This window comes from Romboutsia sp. BSD2780061687b_171204_C1 (genome assembly GCF_015560225.1).
GTDB lineage: Bacteria > Bacillota > Clostridia > Peptostreptococcales > Peptostreptococcaceae > Romboutsia_C > Romboutsia_C hominis.
Genome location: NZ_JADMRK010000008.1, coordinates 34,857 through 52,732, shown reverse-complemented (window position 1 = coordinate 52,732; position 17,876 = coordinate 34,857). Strand labels below are relative to the sequence as shown.

Here is a 17,876-nt window from a genome sequence, read left to right as displayed (position 1 = left end):
TAAATGTATACTTTTTTGACAAAAGGTGTTATATTAATTAGTAGTAACAAAGTATTGTATACAAACTATATTATATACATAATATAATAACATAGATAAAATAGTTATAAAGAATGGAGTGGAGAAATGAACTTTAAATCTATAATCCTTGCAGCAGGAAAAGGAACGAGAATGAAGTCTAAATTCCCAAAAGTAATTCATAAAGTATGTGGAAAAGAAATGGTTAACCACGTAATAGATGTATGTAAAAATTCAGGGGTTAACGATATAGTAGCAATATTAGGCCACGAAAGTGAAGTAGTAAAATCAAAACTACCAGAACATACAATGATAGCAATGCAAACGGAGCAATTAGGTACTGGTCATGCTGTCATGATGGCTAAAGAATACATAAATGATGAAGATATAATCGTAGTATTATGCGGAGACACACCTTTAGTAAAAGAAGAAACACTTAAAAAACTATTCGATTATCACATAGAAAATGAGTATCACACAACAGTGCTTACAACAGTAGTAGACAATCCAACGGGGTATGGAAGAATAATCAGAGATGAAAATTCAGATTTACTAAAAATAGTAGAGCAAAAAGATGCTTCAGAAGAAGAAAAGTTAGCTAAAGAGATAAACTCAGGAATATACTGCTTCAATGGAAAGAGTTTAAGAGAATCTTTAGATTTATTAGATAACAACAATGCACAAGGAGAGTACTACCTAACAGATACTATACAAATAATGAGAAATAAGGGTCTTAAAGTAGGAGCTTTCAACGGTTCTACAATAGAAGAACTAATGGGTGTAAACTCAAGAGTAGAGTTATCTAGAGCAGAACAAATAATGAGACAAAGAATAAATGAATCTCACATGGTAAATGGAGTAACAATCATAGATACTAATTCAACATATATAGAAGCTGGAGTTGAAATAGGAAATGATACAGTAATATATCCAGGAACTATGTTAATGGGAAGTACAAAAATAGGTTCAAGTTGTATAATTGGAATGAATTGTAGTATAACAAATTCAGAAATTGGCGATTATACAGAGGTGAAAAATTCAACTATAGTTGATAGTGTAGTAGGAGAAAACACTACAGTAGGACCATATGCATATTTAAGACCTAAGAGTAACATAGGGAACAATGTAAAGATAGGAGACTTCGTAGAAGTTAAGAATGCTACAATAGAAGATAATTCTAAAGCATCTCACCTAGCATATATTGGAGACGCTTATGTTGGAAAAGGTGTAAACATAGGATGTGGAGTAGTATTTGTAAACTATGATGGTAAAAATAAAGCAAAATCTATAGTAAAAGATGGAGCATTCATAGGTTCTAACTCTAATCTAGTAGCACCAGTAACTGTAGAAGAAAAAGGGTATATAGCAACAGGTTCAACTATAACAGACAATGTTCCACAAGGGGCGCTTGCAGTAGCGAGACAAAGACAAGTGAACAAAGAAGGTTGGGTAGAGAAGAAAGATCAAAAGGATAAAAAATAGCAACTAAACAGCTTATTATTTTTTTAGGCAAAAGCCTAGATTTTAAATAAATTAAACAAAGTTTCAAAAATTTTGGGAGGATTTACATGAACACTAGCGGAAGCGAAATAAAAATAATAGCAGGAAATGCATCTAATGAATTAGCTAAGAAAATAGCAGATCATATAGGTGTAGAATTATGTGACTGCCAAGTAAGTACATTCAGTGATGGTGAAATAAGCGTAAACATAAATGAAACAGTAAGAGGTTGTGATGTTTTCGTAGTTCAATCAACTAATAGTCCAGTTAATGACAACTTAATGGAATTATTAATAATAATAGATGCATTAAGAAGAGCATCAGCAGGAAGAATAACTGCAGTTATACCTTACTATGGATATGCAAGACAAGACAGAAAAGCTAAGGCAAGAGATCCAATCACAGCTAAATTAGTTGCAAACTTAATAACAGCAGCAGGTGCAGACAGAGTATTAACTATGGACTTACATGCTGCACAAATACAAGGTTACTTCGATATACCACTAGATCATTTACAAGGAGGAAGCATATTAGCTGATTACTTCAACAAAAAGAATATAGAAGATTTAGTAGTAGTTTCACCTGATTTAGGAAGTGTAACAAGATCAAGAAACTTTGCTAACAATTTAAACGGAGATGTTCCAATAGCTATAATAGACAAGAGAAGACCTAAAGCTAACGTATGTGAAGTAATGAACATAATAGGTGATGTGCAAGGTAAGAATGTTATATTATTAGATGATATGATAGATACAGCGGGAACTATAACAAATGCAGCAAATGCTTTAAAAGAATTTGGTGTTAAAGATGTATATGCTTGCTGTACTCATGGAGTATTATCAGGACCAGCTATGGAAAGAATAGAAAACTCTGCAATAAAAGAATTAATAGTTTTAGATACTATACAACTTCCAGAAGAAAAGAAAATAGATAAAGTACAAATAGAAACAGTTGCTCCATTATTTGGAGATGCTATAAAGAAAATATTTGCTAACGAGTCAGTTAGTAAGTTATTCTAGTCAAATAGATAAAGGATACCTATATAGGTATCCTTTTATTTTGTCGCAATTAAAATGGATAAAAGAATATTTGATAAAGTTTAATATGGAATTTAAGGTAAAATAAGTGATTCAGGTAAAATTAAGCTAAAAAAAGATTTAGGACATTGACTATATATATTAGCTTAAATAATTTCTGAAGTAATGAGAGAAGTTGAAGATCAAGGTCAGGAGTTACTAGACCTTGTATTAACAGATACAGAAATAACGAAGTTAAAGAAGCCTTAAAAGTTTTTGAAGAATTTAATCTAAAGCTAGAGGAGATATTTCAGCTAATATCCAATTTATAGTCTATAGATCAGAAAAAGATATCCTTAGGTTAGACACAGATAACCCTCAATACTAAAAAGCCAGAAAAGTATAATCTATTTCAAGATACACTAAAATTAAAAATTTAATATACAACATTCAAATTGCATCTTAAATTTTATAAGATGCAATTTAATTATATAAGTTTACTATAGCAGTATATTTAAAAACTATAATATATGAGGAGAAAATTATGAATATATTTAATTTATTAGAAATGGCAGTAGAGTTAGGAGCATCAGATGTACATATAACAGTAGATACTCCTCCGATAGCTAGGATAAAAGGAAGCTTCGTAAAGTTAAATGAAGAAAGTTTAACTGAAAAAGACACTGAAATTATGGCCAGGGAAATAGCAGGAAATAAAAAATTTAAAATTCTAGAAGAACACGGAGAAGTGGATCTATCCGTATCTTTTAAAAGTGGGGATAGATTTAGAATAAATGCATATAAGCAAAAAGGTAAATATGCAATAGCTGTAAGGACTATAACATCTAAAATACCGTCATTTAAAACCTTAGGATTACCTGATATTATAGCTAGTTTTACAGAAAAGAGTAAAGGGTTAGTACTCGTAACGGGACCAACAGGAAGCGGTAAAAGCACAACTTTAGCTAGTTTAATAGACACAATAAACTCAACTCAAGAGAGACATATAATAACGCTAGAAGATCCTATAGAATATGTTCATCATCATAAAAAAGGAATAGTAAATCAAAGAGAAATAGGTAGCGATACAGAAAACTTTAATTCAGCACTTAGATCAGCGCTTAGACAAGACCCAGATGTTATTTTAGTGGGAGAAATGAGAGATCCTGAAACTGTTTCAATAGCTTTAACTGCTGCAGAAACAGGACATCTAGTTTTCTCAACTTTACATACAGTAGGCTCGGCTAAGACAATAGATAGAATAGTTGATATGTTCCCACCGGAACAGCAACAGCAAATTAGAACTCAATTATCAACAGTATGTGAAGGGATTATATCACAGCAATTAATAAAAACTATAGATGGAACAAATAGAGTCGCAGCATTAGAAGTTATGGTAGCCACACCAGCAATAAGAAACTTAGTAAGAGAAAATAAAACATATCAAATACAAAATATTATACAAACAAGCTCTAAGTTAGGTATGCAATCTATGGATCAAGGGTTGGTAAATTTATACAGAGAAGGAAAAATATCAAGAGATAGTGTATTAAGTAAGTGCTCTGACTACGAATACACATCCAGATTAGTTGGAGGGATTAATTATTAATCAAGCAACTAAATATAAACAGTTTAATACAAAAATATATAGATAAAATTGGAAAATATAATGAGAAAAAGTAAAATTTTTTATAGATGATATAAACTTGATACTAAAATTTAAATGTGACTCAGGATATGTAAACTATTTATAATATGATAAAAAATTAAACAAGGAGATAAATTGACAGATGGGAATGTATTATATATATTTTTTTATATTTGGAATAATATTTGGCAGCTTCTTTAACGTATGTATATACAGAATACCAAATAAACAATCAATATCAAATCCCCCATCACATTGCTACAATTGCAAAACACGACTAAGGCCATTAGATTTAGTCCCTGTACTTAGCTGGACTTTTCTAGGAGGAAAATGCAGATACTGCAAACAAAAGATACCGCCAAGATATGCATTAGTAGAACTTCTAACAGGTATATTGTTTGTATTAGTATATAAAGTATACGGACTAAACACTATAACACTATACTACTTGTTATTAGTATCACTATTAGTAATAATAACCTTCATAGATATAGATCACTATATAATACCCGATGGATTAATAATTTTCGGTAGTATAGGAGCTCTAGCTTTTAATATCCTAGGACAAGGAATCGGGTTAAAAGAAAGTTTACTAGGAGGGCTAATCTGTGGAGGAGGTACACTAGTACTAATATACCTGATAGAGCTATTAGTAAAAAAAGAAGTAATGGGTGGGGGAGACATCAAACTTTTTGGTATGGTAGGACTATTTTTAGGAATGAAATATGGACTACTAACAGTATTATTAAGTGTATATGTAGGAGCAATTTACGGAGTTTGTACTATAATATATAGCAAGATAAAAAACAAAGAATATAATTCAATGATACCTTATGGACCATTTATATCCATAGGAACATTAATTAATGTTCTATGTGGAACATCTATAATAGATTGGTATATGAGTTTGTTTTTATGATTAGATAATATAAATAGGGTCAATAATTAAATTGACCCTATTACTATGTTTAGATTATGATATATATAGTATTAATTTCAATAATAACATCATATATATGCAATAAAAAAATATATAAAATATGTGATGAACTTAATCAAAATAAGCTAAATACAATAATAATTTACACATTAAATCTGTTATCAATGTCTTTAATCTACTACAAATATGGAGTAAACGCAGAGTCAATAAAGTACTTATCGCTAATACCATTTATAATAGTTATATCAATAATAGATTATCATACTACATATATATATGATATAACTGTACTTAGTGGTATAATAATTCAAGGTGGAATTTTTCTAATTACAATAAAGTATGATGTTAACACAATGAGCCATATCATTGCACTATTAATAGGACTTATTGTACCATATATATTAGCCACAACAACAAAATCATTAGGACAAGGAGACATAGGCGTATACTGCTTATGTTGTTTTGTATTAGGGCATAACTATTCAATGTATTTAATCGCCTTATCATTTATTTTAGCTTGTCCGTATTCGATATATATACTTTTGTATAAAAGTAATAAGGAGAGGAAAATACCATTTGCACCATTTATATCTTTAGCAACAATAACAATAATAATAACAAATTATGATATATTAAATTTATATTTTGGCATAATAAGTAAATAGAGGAGGACAAAATATGTACGTAGTAGTAGGGTTAGGTAATCCAGGCAAGAAATATGAAAAAACTAGACACAATGTTGGTTTTGATGTTATAGATATTCTTGCAAAGGAATATAACATATCAGTGACGAAAATAAAGCATAAGGCCTTAATAGGAGAAGGAAGAATAGGTTCTGAAAAAGTTCTATTAGTTAAGCCACAAACATACATGAATTTAAGTGGTGAAACTTTAATAGATATATATAAATACTATAAGGTAGATTTGAGCAATATAATAGTAATATATGATGATATTGACTTAGATGTGGGTAAACTAAGAATAAGAAAAAAAGGTAGTGGTGGAACTCATAATGGTATGAGATCGATCGTTAAGTGTTTAGGTTCAACAGAATTTCCAAGGGTTAGAGTTGGAGTATCTAAGCCTATGCCAGGCCAAGATTTAGCAGATTTCGTTCTTTCAAGATTTAGAAAAGAAGAAGTTGATGATTTAGAAAGAGGTCTTGAAAAAGCATATCATGCTGTTGAGACTATAATAAAGGAAGATATAGATTTATCTATGAACAAATATAATGGATAGTGAGGGGGAATTAATATGAATGATGTATTTGTATACCCTTTGCAAAATTCCAAAGAATATAAAGAAGTTATAAACTCTATACAGAAAAACAAAGGCTCATTACTTATTAATGGGCTTTTACCTGTACAAAAACCTCATATTGCATATTCACTATACAAGGACTTATCTAGACAAATGATAATTATAACAAGTAGTGATTTAGAGGCTAAAAAAGTATATGATGATTTAAACTTTTATATTAAGGATAAGGTGGAGTATTTAGGTTTTCAAGATATTTACTTCTACCATTTAGATGCAAAGGATAGAAATGAAGAAGCTAGAAAATTAAAGGTGTTGCTAAAATTGGCTAAAGGTGAGGAAATAATTTTGGTAACATCTATTGAAGCTGCTTTAAAAAAATATATACCTAAAGATGTTCTTTTAGAGAATATATCAACGCATAAGATAGGTGATACTCTAAATGTAGAATTACTAAGTGAGAGATTAGTTGAGTTAGGATATGAAAGAGTTTCTAAGATAGAAGGTTTTGGTCAGTTTAGTATAAGGGGAGGAATAATAGATATATTCTCTCTAGAATACACAAATCCAATTCGTATTGAACTATTTGATGATGAAATAGAATCTATACGAACTTTTGATGTTTTTACGCAAAAATCTATTGAAAAGATACAAGAATTTTCTATAACTCCGTCTAGAGAGTTTATATACCCTAAAAATATAGATGAATCTGTGGCTAGAATGAAAAAAGACGTTAGTAAGCATACAGATGATGATGTTTTACAGAATATAGATAAGATATTTAATAAGACTTACTTTGAAGGAATAGAAAATTATATAGATTATATATATACAGATGAAAATAAGAGTATTTTTAATTATTTAAGTGAAGATGCAATAGTATTTATAAGTGATATAAGCAGACTTAAGGAAAGATGTGAAAATTATATACATACTTTCAAAGAAAATTATAAGGTAAATCTTGAAAGAGGATTGGCACTTAAAAATCAAGGGAAACTTTTATATCATTATTCAGATTTAGAATTTATTGCATCTAATAAAAAGTTTGTAATAAACACTTTACTACCAAGGCCTATAAATGATTTTAATATAAAATCAATTGTAAACTTTGAGGCTAGGGAAATACCAACTTTTAATGCTAAGGTAGATATATTAGTAGAAGAATTAAATAGATTAAAATACAATGGATATAAAATAATTTTAGCTACGAATACTCTTGATAGAGCTAAGAAATTAAATTCAGATTTATTGGATTTAGGGCTTGAATCAACTATCTCAGAAAGTAGGGATATAGAGATAAAATCGTCTCAAATAATAATAATACCAGCTCGTATAAGTAGTGGATTTGAGTATAAATCTATAAAGTATGCAGTTATAACTGATAATGAAATGATAGGTGTACATAAAAGAACATCGTCATCTAAGTCTAAAAAATCTAAAAAAGGTAAAAAAATAGAATCTTTCTTAGAGTTAAGTGTAGGAGATTATGTTGTACACGAGAATAATGGAGTTGGTAGATACACAGGAATAGAGCAAATAACTGTGAATGCCGTAAAAAAAGACTATATGAAGATAGTCTATCAAGGTGGAGACAATTTATATGTACCAATAGACCAAATGGACAAAGTCCAAAAGTATATTGGGGTAGAGGAAGAGAAGGTAAAGCTTAATAAATTAGGAACAAATGAGTGGACTAAGGCAAAAGCTAAGGTTAAAAAAGAAATAGAGGATATGACAAAAGACCTTATAGAGCTATATGCTAAACGTGAAAAAGTAAAAGGTTACAAATTCTCTGAAGACACTCCTTGGCAGCTAGAGTTTGAATCATTATTCCCACATCAAGAAACAGATGACCAACTAAAAGCCATAGAAGATACTAAAAAAGATATGGAATCAGATAAAGTTATGGATAGACTTGTTTGTGGAGACGTTGGGTATGGTAAAACTGAGGTAGCTATAAGAGCTATTTTTAAAGCTTGTATGGAGCAAAAGCAGGTTGCAGTATTAGTTCCAACGACAATACTAGCTCAACAGCATTATAATACTTTTAGGGAGCGTTTTGATAATTACCCAATAAGAGTAGAAGTATTAAGTAGATTTAAAACTCCTAAGCAACAAAAACAAATAATTGAAGATGCTAAAAAAGGTTTGGTGGATGTACTTATAGGTACTCATAGAATAGTTTCTAAGGACATAAACTTACCTAACTTAGGATTAGTTGTTATAGATGAAGAGCAGAGATTTGGAGTAAGACATAAAGAGGCTCTTAAAAAGATAAAATCAACAGTGGATGTATTAACTTTATCAGCAACACCTATACCTAGAACACTACACATGTCGCTAAGTGGAATAAGAGATATGAGTGTTATAGAAGAGCCTCCTCAAGAAAGACATCCTGTAATAACTTATGTTACAGAAGCAAAAGAAAGTGTTATACAAGATGAAATAGAGAGAGAACTAGCAAGAGGAGGTCAAGTATTCTTTGTATATAATAGAGTAGAAAGAATTGAAGAAATGGCTAGTATGATACAACGTTTAGTACCAGATGCTCAAGTAGCCGTAGCTCATGGTAGAATGACTTCTAAAGCTTTAGAAGATATAATATTAGGTTTCTTAAATAAAGATTATAATGTATTGGTTTGTACAACTATAATAGAAACTGGTATGGACATATCTAATGCTAACACTATGATAGTATATGATGCAGATAAGATGGGCCTTGCACAACTTTATCAGTTAAGAGGTAGGGTAGGAAGAAGTTCAAGACAAGGCTATGCTTATCTAATGTATGAAAAGGATAAAGTATTAAGTGAAGTAGCAGAGAAAAGACTTAAAGCTATAAGGGAGTTTACAGAATTTGGTTCTGGGTTTAAAATAGCTATGAGGGACCTTGAAATAAGAGGTGCAGGAAATATACTTGGATCTCAGCAACATGGGCATATGGCTGTAATAGGATATGATTTATACGTCAAGATGTTAAATGAAGCTATTAAAAAGGTTAAAGGTGAGGCTATTATCGAAGAAATAGATGTAGAAATAGATTTAAGTGTAAATGCTTATATACCAGATAGTTATATAAGTGATGAGTTAATGAAAATAGAAATGTATAAAAAAATTGCATCTATAGAAGATAAAGAAGATATGAAGGAAGTAGAAGAGGAATTAGAGGATCGATTCTCTGATATACCTAAATCTGTTAAATGTTTATTAAGAATAGCATATATAAAAACATTGTGTAAAAAGCTAAAGATAGAAAAAGTTAGACAGTTAAAAGATGAAATAATACTTGCTCCAATAACAAGATACAAAACAAGTGAAAAAATAGGGTATAATATAGTGATTGAGTTGGAAGAACTATTAGAAAAGATGTGTAGTATAAAATAAAATTAAATGAGGTGTTCAAATGAAAAAACTAATGTCAGTTGCAGTAGCTATGATGGTAGGGTTATCTGTCACAGCTTGCTCAAACTCGCCTAAAGGTGATGGTACGGTAGCTACAGTTAATGGTCAAAAGATAACTGTTAGTGAATACGAAACAACTCTAGCGTTATACAAGCAATCAGTAGAGGCTATGTATGGAAAAAATGTATGGGACACAGAAGTTGAAAAAGGCGTTAAATATAGAGATAAGTTTAAAGAAAATATCTTAGACCAAATGATAAATGTAGAAGTAGTATATGAACAAGCAAAAAAAGATAATTTACTACCTACTAAAGAAGAAGTAGACAAAAAATATAATGAATTAAAGAAAAATATAGATTCAGATAAAGAGTACAAGAAAGATATGGAAAAAATAGGAGCTAATGATGAGTTCCTAAGAACTCAACAAGAACAAGATTTAGCTGTTCAAAATTATAAAGAACATTTTGATAAGACTATTAAAATATCTGATGAAGAAATGAAAAAGTATTATGAAGACCATAAAAAAGACTACTACAAAGATGAAGTTAAAGCATCACATATATTAGTTTCAACACAAGATAAAAATGGAAAGCCACTTTCTGATGAAAAGAAAAAAGAAGCTAAGAAAAAAGCAGAAGATCTACTTAAGAGAGCTAAATTAGGAGAAGAGTTCTCAGAACTTGCAAAAGAAAATTCTGACGATCCAGGTTCAGCAGCACAAGGTGGAGATTTAGGGTACTTTAGCAAAGGAATGATGGTTCCTGAATTTGAAAAAGCAGCATTTAATCTTAAGCCAGGTGAAATATCAGACATAGTAGAAAGTAGCTTTGGGTACCATATAATAAAAGTTACAGATAAAGTAAATGAACAAACTCCATATAATGATGTAAAAGATTCAATAAAAACTATATTACTTAATGAAAAATTCACTGAACAAGTAACTAAACTTACAAAAGAAGCTAAAATAGAGAAAAATAAAGATGTATTAGACAAAATAAAAATATAAATATAAAGGCTATGCAAATTATGCATAGTCTTTTTTGTATATTTTTCTTATCATTGGTAAAAATAAGCTTAAAGTAATTTATGGAGGGATAAACTAAACATGAGAGCGACAGGAATTGTTAGAAGAATAGATGATTTAGGAAGGGTTGTTATTCCTAAAGAAATAAGAAAAACTTTAAGAATAAGAGAAGGAGATCCTCTAGAAATATTCACAGCTAAAGATGGAGAAGTAATCCTAAAAAAATACTCACCAATTGGAGAGTTAAATGAATTTTCTCAAGAATACACAGAAACTTTAGGAGAAACACTTGGTTTAGGTGTTGTTGTTACAGACTTAGATTCTATAATAGCTGTTTCTAAATTACCTAAAAAAGAATATAAAGAAAAAAGTATAAGTGATGAATTAGAACAATTAATAGAAAATAGAGAAACAAAAACTAGTAAGGATACTAAGCTGATACCTTTACATAAAGATGACAGCATGGATTATAAAAAACAAATTATAATACCTATAATAAGCTCATCAGGTGACTGTATAGGATCAATAGCACTAGTAGCAAAAGAATCAGATGATATGTCAGAAGCTGAAGAAAAAATATTAAAAATAGCAGCAAACTTCTTAGGAAAGCAAGTACAGTAAAAGATATAAAGTCAAAGACCCAAATAAATTTGGGTCTTTTTTATAGGGAATATTAAATTAAATTTTTAAAATGTTGAAAAACTGTAAGTATAAGTAATATCAATTGATTTACATATATAAAAAAGTGATTTAGATTAAGATACAAAGTCGTTTGGTTCATCAATAAAGCTAATTATTTAAAGTTATAGTAATATATTGAACATACTATTGAATATATGATATATTAAAGTTTGTTATACAAAAAATATGGAGGTCGTGTTATGAGTAATAACAAGAACAAAGACTCGTTCTTAAAAGGTGCCCTTATACTTGGATTAGCAGGTATAATTGTAAAGATAATGGGGGCATTCTTCAGAATACCTCTTGGAAACCTAATTGGGGCAGAGGGGATGGGATATTATCAAGCTGCATATCCTGTTTACACTTTATTTTTAACACTAGCAACAGCAGGATTTCCAACTGCACTTGCAAAGTTAGTATCAGAAAAGAACGCAATTGGAGACCATAAGGGTGCTCATAAAATATTTAAAGTGTCATATACAGTTTTATTTATAACTGGTTTAGTGGCATTCTGTATATTCTTCTTTGGAGCAGATTACATAGTAAATGACATAATGGAAAACCCAGGCGCATACTACGCTATGATGGCTATATCACCAGCGCTTTTATTCGTACCAATGATGTCATCTTATAGAGGATATTTCCAAGGTAAAAGAGAAATGACAAAGATAGCTATATCTCAAATCCTTGAGCAGTTCTTCAGAGTTATATTAGGGTTAGGATTAGCTTACTATCTAATGAATAATTACGGTCCAAAACTAGGAGCTGCAGGGGCTATAATGGGGGCTACAATAGGTGCAGTAGCATCTATAGGTTATTTAATACTAGTTTATTTAGGACAAAGAAAACAACGTAAATATGAGAATGAAGCTAGCGCTCATTTCAAAGACGAATCAGTAGCTAGGATAATGAAAAATCTTCTAGTAGTAGCTATACCTATAACAATAGGTGCATCTGTTATGCCTTTAGTAAATATGATAGATAATGTAATAGTTATTAGAAGACTTACAGAAGCAGGATATACTCCTGGTCAAGCATTAGCGTTATTTGGGCAATTAACAGGATTAGCTATGTCTATAATCAACTTACCATCAGTTGTTACGATATCTATGAGTATGAGTTTAGTTCCATCTATATCAGAATCATATGCTGTTAACAACAAAATTAAGGCAAGAAAAGATACAAAGACAGCTATAAAAGTAACTTTACTAATAGTTTTACCAGCAGCATTTGGTATTGCATCATTAGCAGGTCCAATAATGCATTTATTATATCCTAAAGAGCCAGCATATGTAGGAACTATATTATTAGTACTTACACCATGTATAATATTCTTAGGATTAATACAAACAATGAATGGTATACTTCAAGGTATGGGTAAACCAATGGTACCTGTAATAGCTTTATTAATGGGTATGCTATTTAAGGTAGTAATAAGTTATACATTAACAGGTATATATGAAATAAATGTATTAGGTTCAGCTCTAGGTACAGTTACTGCATATCTAGTAGCAGCGCTAATCGAAATCATTTACATAAGAAAAGTGATGAAAGTAAAATTCTCACCAAGTGAATTTATTATAAAACCACTAATAACAGTTATAAGTATGTTTATAGTTGTTAAGTTAAGTTATGGATTCTTATTTGGAATATTAGGTAATACATTATCTACTGTAATCTCAATATGTATAGGTGCTGTCATCTATGGATTAGTACTTATATTTATAGGTGGAATTAAGAAAGAAGAATTATTAACTATTCCAAAAGGTGATAAACTTTATAGAATACTTAAAAAATTTAATCTTATGAAATAGAAAAACACTACTATAGAACATCATATGTTAAAATAATTATAGTTGTTGTTAAATATAGTCAAAAAATTATGCCTAATACTAATAAGAATTAGGCATAATTTCCTTAAAATTAAATAAAAAGGCAGATTCATGAACATAATATTTATGAATTAGATAGTACATATTTATAAGATAACTAACAATTGAAATAAATTAAGAGGAGTGGTATTATGGGTAAGATAAGTATTGTAGGACTTGGCCCTGGAGATTATTCTTTAATTAGTCAGGGAGCATTAGAAGCCTTACAGTCAGCTCAAAAGATATTCTTACGAACAGAGAAACATCCAACAGTGGACAAGCTAAAAGAATCTATAAAATATACTTCTCTAGATTATTTTTATGAAAAAGAAGAAAACTTTGAAGACGTATATACAAAGATTTCAGAATTTATAATAGAAACATCTAAAGAAGGGGACTTAGTATATGCTGTCCCAGGGCATCCAAGAGTTGCAGAAAAGTCTGTAGGTATAATAGAATCTATGGCAAGAGAAAAGGGCATAGAAGTAGAAACAATTGCATCTATGAGTTTTGTAGACGCTATGTTTAACTACTTAGCAGTAGACCCTGCAGATGGATTTAAGTTGATAGATGCATTTGAGATACAAAATTCCTATATAGATACAAATACTGCAATGATAATAACTCAAATATATGATAGCTTTATAGCTTCAAATATTAAGTTACAATTAATGGAGTATTATGATTATGATCAAGAAGTATGTATAGTAAGTGGTGCAGGTGTCAAAAATCTAGAAAGTAAGAAATATGTACCTTTATTCGAGCTAGATAGAATGGAAAATAAATTCGATTATTTAACGAGTTTATATATACCAAAAAGCTCTAAAAAAGTGTATAATACAGTAAATGACTTATATCAAATAATGGAAACTTTAAGAGGTCCAGGTGGTTGTGACTGGGATAAAAAGCAGACTCATGAATCATTAAAAAAATATGTCATAGAAGAAGCGTACGAGCTTTGTCAAGCTATAGATAACGATGATATAGATGAAATGATAGAAGAGCTAGGAGATATCCTTTTACAAGTTATATTCCACTGTCAAATAGGACAAGAAGAAGGATTATTTGATTTAAAAGAAGTTGTAGCTGGTATATGCGAAAAACTTATACATAGACATCCTCATGTTTTCAAAAATGAAGATATTGATATGAATACATTTGATAAAACATGGGAAGAGTTAAAAAAAGAAGAAAAAGGTGAAGACACCGTAACAGAAGGATTAAAAAGAATACCTAAATATTTACCTGCTCTTACAAAGGCTGAAAAAATACAATATAAAGCAGCTTTAGTAGGATTTGACTGGGATAATATTGATGATGTATTAAAAAAAGTTGAGGAAGAATATAAAGAATTACTTGACGAACACAAACAAGGAAATATAAAATACATAAAGGAAGAACTAGGAGATTTATTATTCTCAATAGTAAATTTATCCAGATTTTTAGGTATAAATCCAGAAGAAGCATTAAACCTTACAAGTCAAAAATTTATAAATAGATTTGAATTTGTTGAGGAAGGCTCAAGAAAATTAAACAAAAAATTAGAAGATATGAGCCTTGAAGAAATGGACAACCTTTGGAATGAAGCAAAAGCTAATAAGTTATAATTTTAGCTAAAAACTAGAATTTAAAAATAAGAATTCTATTATTATATAAATTTTTTAGGAGGTAAGTATCGTGAATAAAGCTGAATTAGTTGCAAAAATGGCAGAAAAGAGTGAATTAACTAAGAAGGAAGCAGAAGCAGCATTAAACGCTTTTATGAAATCAGTAGAAGAAGCATTAGTAGGTGGAGAAAAAGTTCAATTAGTAGGATTTGGAACATTCGAAACTAGAGAGAGAGCTGCTAGACAAGGAAGAAACCCAAGAAACCCAGAAGAAGTTATAGAAATACCAGCTTCTAAAGCTCCAGTATTCAAGGCTGGAAAAGGTCTTAAAGATATAATAAATGGATAATTATTAAATTAAAAAGTGTGGAATTTTATACCACACTTTTTCTATATACTAATATAAATATAATTTTTTAAGGAAGTGAACTTAGATAATGAGATTAGATAAATTTTTAAAAGTGTCTAGAATAATAAAGAGAAGAACAGTAGCTAAAGAGGCTTGTGATAAGGGGATAGTTACTATAAATGGGAAAGTTGCAAAATCTTCATCAGAAGTAAATGTAGGGGATTTATTAGAAATAACTTTTGGAGAAAAAGTTATGAAGGTAAAGATAAATGAAATAAGAGAGCATGTATTAAAAAATGATGCAAAAGAAATGTATGAAATAGTAGAATAAAAATAGGATATCCTCAGTATATTTATAGTAGTATTAATTGAAAATTTACTGGGGGGATACTATGGAACATAATATAACCTTAAAGGATAGGAGCAATTTAATTGTTTCTGGTGTAGAGCACATCTACTCCTTTAGCGATAAAAAGGTAGAAGTTAAAACAAGCGCAGGTGAAATGGTAATAGAAGGTGAAAACCTAGATATGAGTAAGCTGAGCATAGACGAGAAAGTTATAAATGTAGATGGAACCATAAATGCTATAATTTACTCCAAGGAAAGAAAAACACAAGAAAGCTTTTTTAAGAAGGTGTTTAAGTAGATGACTCCGTTTACTCAAGATGCTAGTTATTTTTTTGCAACTATTTACGGTGGGATAGTTGTAGGCGTATTATTTGATATTTATAGAGTTATAAAATCAAATTTTAAATTTATAAAATACTGCTCTTTAGTTTTTGATGCATTATTTTGGATTTTAACTACAATAACAGTTTTTATAACCGTAAATGCAATAGAATCTTTTGAACTGAGATATTATCATTTTTTAGCCTTATTTATTGGTTTTATTTTATATTACAACACCATAAGCAAATTTGTTTTAGCAATAATGAATAAAGTATTATATATTTTAACAGCATTAATCAAAAATACCACAAAGTACATAGTCAGTATTTTGAAGAATTTGTATTACGTTATGATATACACACTACACTTTTTATTTGATATGATATTTTATATACCTAATATGATTGTACTTATAAATAGGGGAGTAAAGAGAAAAACATTAGGTAAGATAAAAATAAGAAAAAAGGTGTAGGTTAATATGAACTTAAGAAAAAAATTTTCGAGCCAGTTTATAGTATTAACATTATTTTTAGGTGTCATAATAGTAGGCATGATGAGTGGATTTATATTTCAACTAAAAAAGTATAATGAATATAAAGAAGAAATTTATAGTCTCAATGAGCAAATAAAAGAGACTAGGCTAGAAATAAAAGAGGCTGAAAAAGCAAAGAGTAATAACGACCTAGAGACTATGGCTAGAGAACGCTTAAATATGGTTAAGCCAGGGGAAATCATATATATTGATATAAAAGAAGGTAACTAAGTTACCTTCTTTTTAGATGATAAATATTTAAGGTATATGAATGCATGTAAATATGAGATAATTAACATATATAGTTAAAAAATTAGTTGTACCTTATTATTGAACAAAAAAGAAAAAGGAGATATACCAATGAAGATAGGAGCAATTGATATTGGAACAAACTCAATGAGACTTTTAGTGGCTGATTATATAAATGGCAAGATAGAAAATAGAAAAAAATTTATAAATACTACACGAATAGGACAAGGTGTAGATAAAGAAGGATATATAAATAAAGAAGCGATAGATAGAAATATAAAAGCACTAGAAACATTCTCTGATATATGTAAAGAAGAAGGTTGTGAAAAAATATATGCAATGGGAACTTCTGCATTAAGAGATAGCAAGAATAAAAATGAATTTATAGACTTAGCCAAAGAAAAAACAGGCATAGATATAGAAATAATAAGTGGCGTAGAAGAGTCAAATTTAGGATTTAAGGGTGTGTTAGAAGGTCTAAATGAAAAAGGTAATATATTAGTAATAGATATTGGTGGAGGATCAACAGAGTTTATAATTGGAAACCGAAAAGGAATAAGTTTTGCTAAAAGTGAAAATGTAGGAGCCTTAAGGATGACAGAAAAATTTTTAAAAAAAGATCCAATAGATAACAAAGAATTTGAAGATATGGAATTTTTCATAGAAAATACATTAAAAGATACATTAGAGTATATAAAAAGTTGCAATATAAGTTATCTTGTAGGCATAGGCGGAACTATAACATCTTTATCAGCAATTAACCAGGAATTAGAAGTCTATTCTATGGAAAAAATACACAATAGTGAAATATGCAAAAAAGATATAGATATAGTTCTACAAAGTTTAAAGAATATGACACTAAATGATAAAAAAAGATTAAAAGGATTACAGCCTAAAAGAGCAGATATTATAACTGCTGGTGTAAAAATACTAGATAAAATAATGGAAAAACTAGAAAGTCAAAAAATAATTGTAAGTGAATACGATAATTTGGAAGGATTAATCTGTCAAAAATCAAAAAATATGTCTTAATGTTTTTATTATAGAGAACTCATTATGACAAAAACATTACCCCCCTCTTTGTTACAATCTCATTATAAACAAAAGAGGGG

17 protein-coding genes are annotated in these 17,876 nt (G+C 29.5%); all 17 read left to right on the top strand.

Features of this window, described 5'->3' with window-relative positions; genetic code table 11:
* The first annotated feature begins 126 nt into the window (after nucleotides 1-126).
* Nucleotides 127-1,500: a bifunctional UDP-N-acetylglucosamine diphosphorylase/glucosamine-1-phosphate N-acetyltransferase GlmU gene (gene glmU / locus I2H23_RS12375; RefSeq protein WP_092921463.1), complete on the top strand. Its 1,374-nt coding sequence runs from the start codon at nucleotides 127-129 to the stop codon at nucleotides 1,498-1,500.
* 86 nt (nucleotides 1,501-1,586) lie between these two features.
* Nucleotides 1,587-2,537 (top strand): ribose-phosphate diphosphokinase, encoded by a 951-nt coding sequence (locus tag I2H23_RS12370; RefSeq protein WP_092921462.1) that lies wholly within the window; start codon nucleotides 1,587-1,589, stop codon nucleotides 2,535-2,537.
* Nucleotides 2,538-3,078: 541 nt separating this feature from the next.
* On the top strand, nucleotides 3,079-4,143 hold the full coding sequence (locus I2H23_RS12365) for a type IV pilus twitching motility protein PilT (protein ID WP_092921460.1): 1,065 nt from the start codon (nucleotides 3,079-3,081) through the stop codon (nucleotides 4,141-4,143).
* 181 nt (nucleotides 4,144-4,324) lie between these two features.
* A complete protein-coding gene (locus tag I2H23_RS12360) occupies nucleotides 4,325-5,101 on the top strand; it encodes a prepilin peptidase (RefSeq protein ID WP_092921458.1) in 777 nt (258 codons plus the stop codon).
* A gap of 56 nt (nucleotides 5,102-5,157) precedes the next feature.
* Nucleotides 5,158-5,787, top strand: a complete 630-nt coding sequence (locus I2H23_RS12355) for a prepilin peptidase (protein ID WP_092921456.1) — start codon at nucleotides 5,158-5,160, stop codon at nucleotides 5,785-5,787.
* Between the two features lie 13 nt (nucleotides 5,788-5,800).
* Nucleotides 5,801-6,361: an aminoacyl-tRNA hydrolase gene (pth, locus tag I2H23_RS12350; RefSeq protein WP_092921454.1), complete on the top strand. Its 561-nt coding sequence runs from the start codon at nucleotides 5,801-5,803 to the stop codon at nucleotides 6,359-6,361.
* 15 nt (nucleotides 6,362-6,376) lie between these two features.
* On the top strand, nucleotides 6,377-9,763 hold the full coding sequence (gene mfd, locus I2H23_RS12345; RefSeq protein WP_092921452.1) for a transcription-repair coupling factor: 3,387 nt from the start codon (nucleotides 6,377-6,379) through the stop codon (nucleotides 9,761-9,763).
* Between the two features lie 19 nt (nucleotides 9,764-9,782).
* Nucleotides 9,783-10,787 carry a peptidylprolyl isomerase gene (locus I2H23_RS12340; protein ID WP_092921450.1) on the top strand — a complete coding sequence of 335 codons (1,005 nt, stop codon included), beginning with the start codon at nucleotides 9,783-9,785 and terminating at the stop codon, nucleotides 10,785-10,787.
* Nucleotides 10,788-10,886: 99 nt separating this feature from the next.
* A complete protein-coding gene (locus tag I2H23_RS12335) occupies nucleotides 10,887-11,426 on the top strand; it encodes a stage V sporulation T C-terminal domain-containing protein (RefSeq protein WP_092921448.1) in 540 nt (179 codons plus the stop codon).
* Between the two features lie 260 nt (nucleotides 11,427-11,686).
* A complete protein-coding gene (locus I2H23_RS12330; protein ID WP_092921446.1) occupies nucleotides 11,687-13,300 on the top strand; it encodes a putative polysaccharide biosynthesis protein in 1,614 nt (537 codons plus the stop codon).
* A 209-nt stretch (nucleotides 13,301-13,509) separates the two neighbouring features.
* Nucleotides 13,510-14,964, top strand: a complete 1,455-nt coding sequence (gene mazG / locus I2H23_RS12325; RefSeq protein ID WP_092921444.1) for a nucleoside triphosphate pyrophosphohydrolase — start codon at nucleotides 13,510-13,512, stop codon at nucleotides 14,962-14,964.
* A gap of 70 nt (nucleotides 14,965-15,034) precedes the next feature.
* Nucleotides 15,035-15,313, top strand: a complete 279-nt coding sequence (locus I2H23_RS12320) for an HU family DNA-binding protein (RefSeq protein ID WP_092921443.1) — start codon at nucleotides 15,035-15,037, stop codon at nucleotides 15,311-15,313.
* 88 nt (nucleotides 15,314-15,401) lie between these two features.
* A complete protein-coding gene (locus tag I2H23_RS12315) occupies nucleotides 15,402-15,644 on the top strand; it encodes an RNA-binding S4 domain-containing protein (protein ID WP_092921441.1) in 243 nt (80 codons plus the stop codon).
* A gap of 61 nt (nucleotides 15,645-15,705) precedes the next feature.
* Nucleotides 15,706-15,960: a YabP/YqfC family sporulation protein gene (locus I2H23_RS12310; protein ID WP_092921439.1), complete on the top strand. Its 255-nt coding sequence runs from the start codon at nucleotides 15,706-15,708 to the stop codon at nucleotides 15,958-15,960.
* Nucleotides 15,961-16,455: a spore cortex biosynthesis protein YabQ gene (yabQ, locus tag I2H23_RS12305; protein ID WP_092921437.1), complete on the top strand. Its 495-nt coding sequence runs from the start codon at nucleotides 15,961-15,963 to the stop codon at nucleotides 16,453-16,455.
* 6 nt (nucleotides 16,456-16,461) lie between these two features.
* Entirely contained in the window at nucleotides 16,462-16,746 is a 285-nt protein-coding gene (locus tag I2H23_RS12300) for an FtsB family cell division protein (protein WP_092921435.1), read from the top strand.
* Nucleotides 16,747-16,875: 129 nt separating this feature from the next.
* Entirely contained in the window at nucleotides 16,876-17,796 is a 921-nt protein-coding gene (locus I2H23_RS12295; RefSeq protein WP_195581703.1) for a Ppx/GppA phosphatase family protein, read from the top strand.
* Nucleotides 17,797-17,876: the final 80 nt, after the last annotated feature.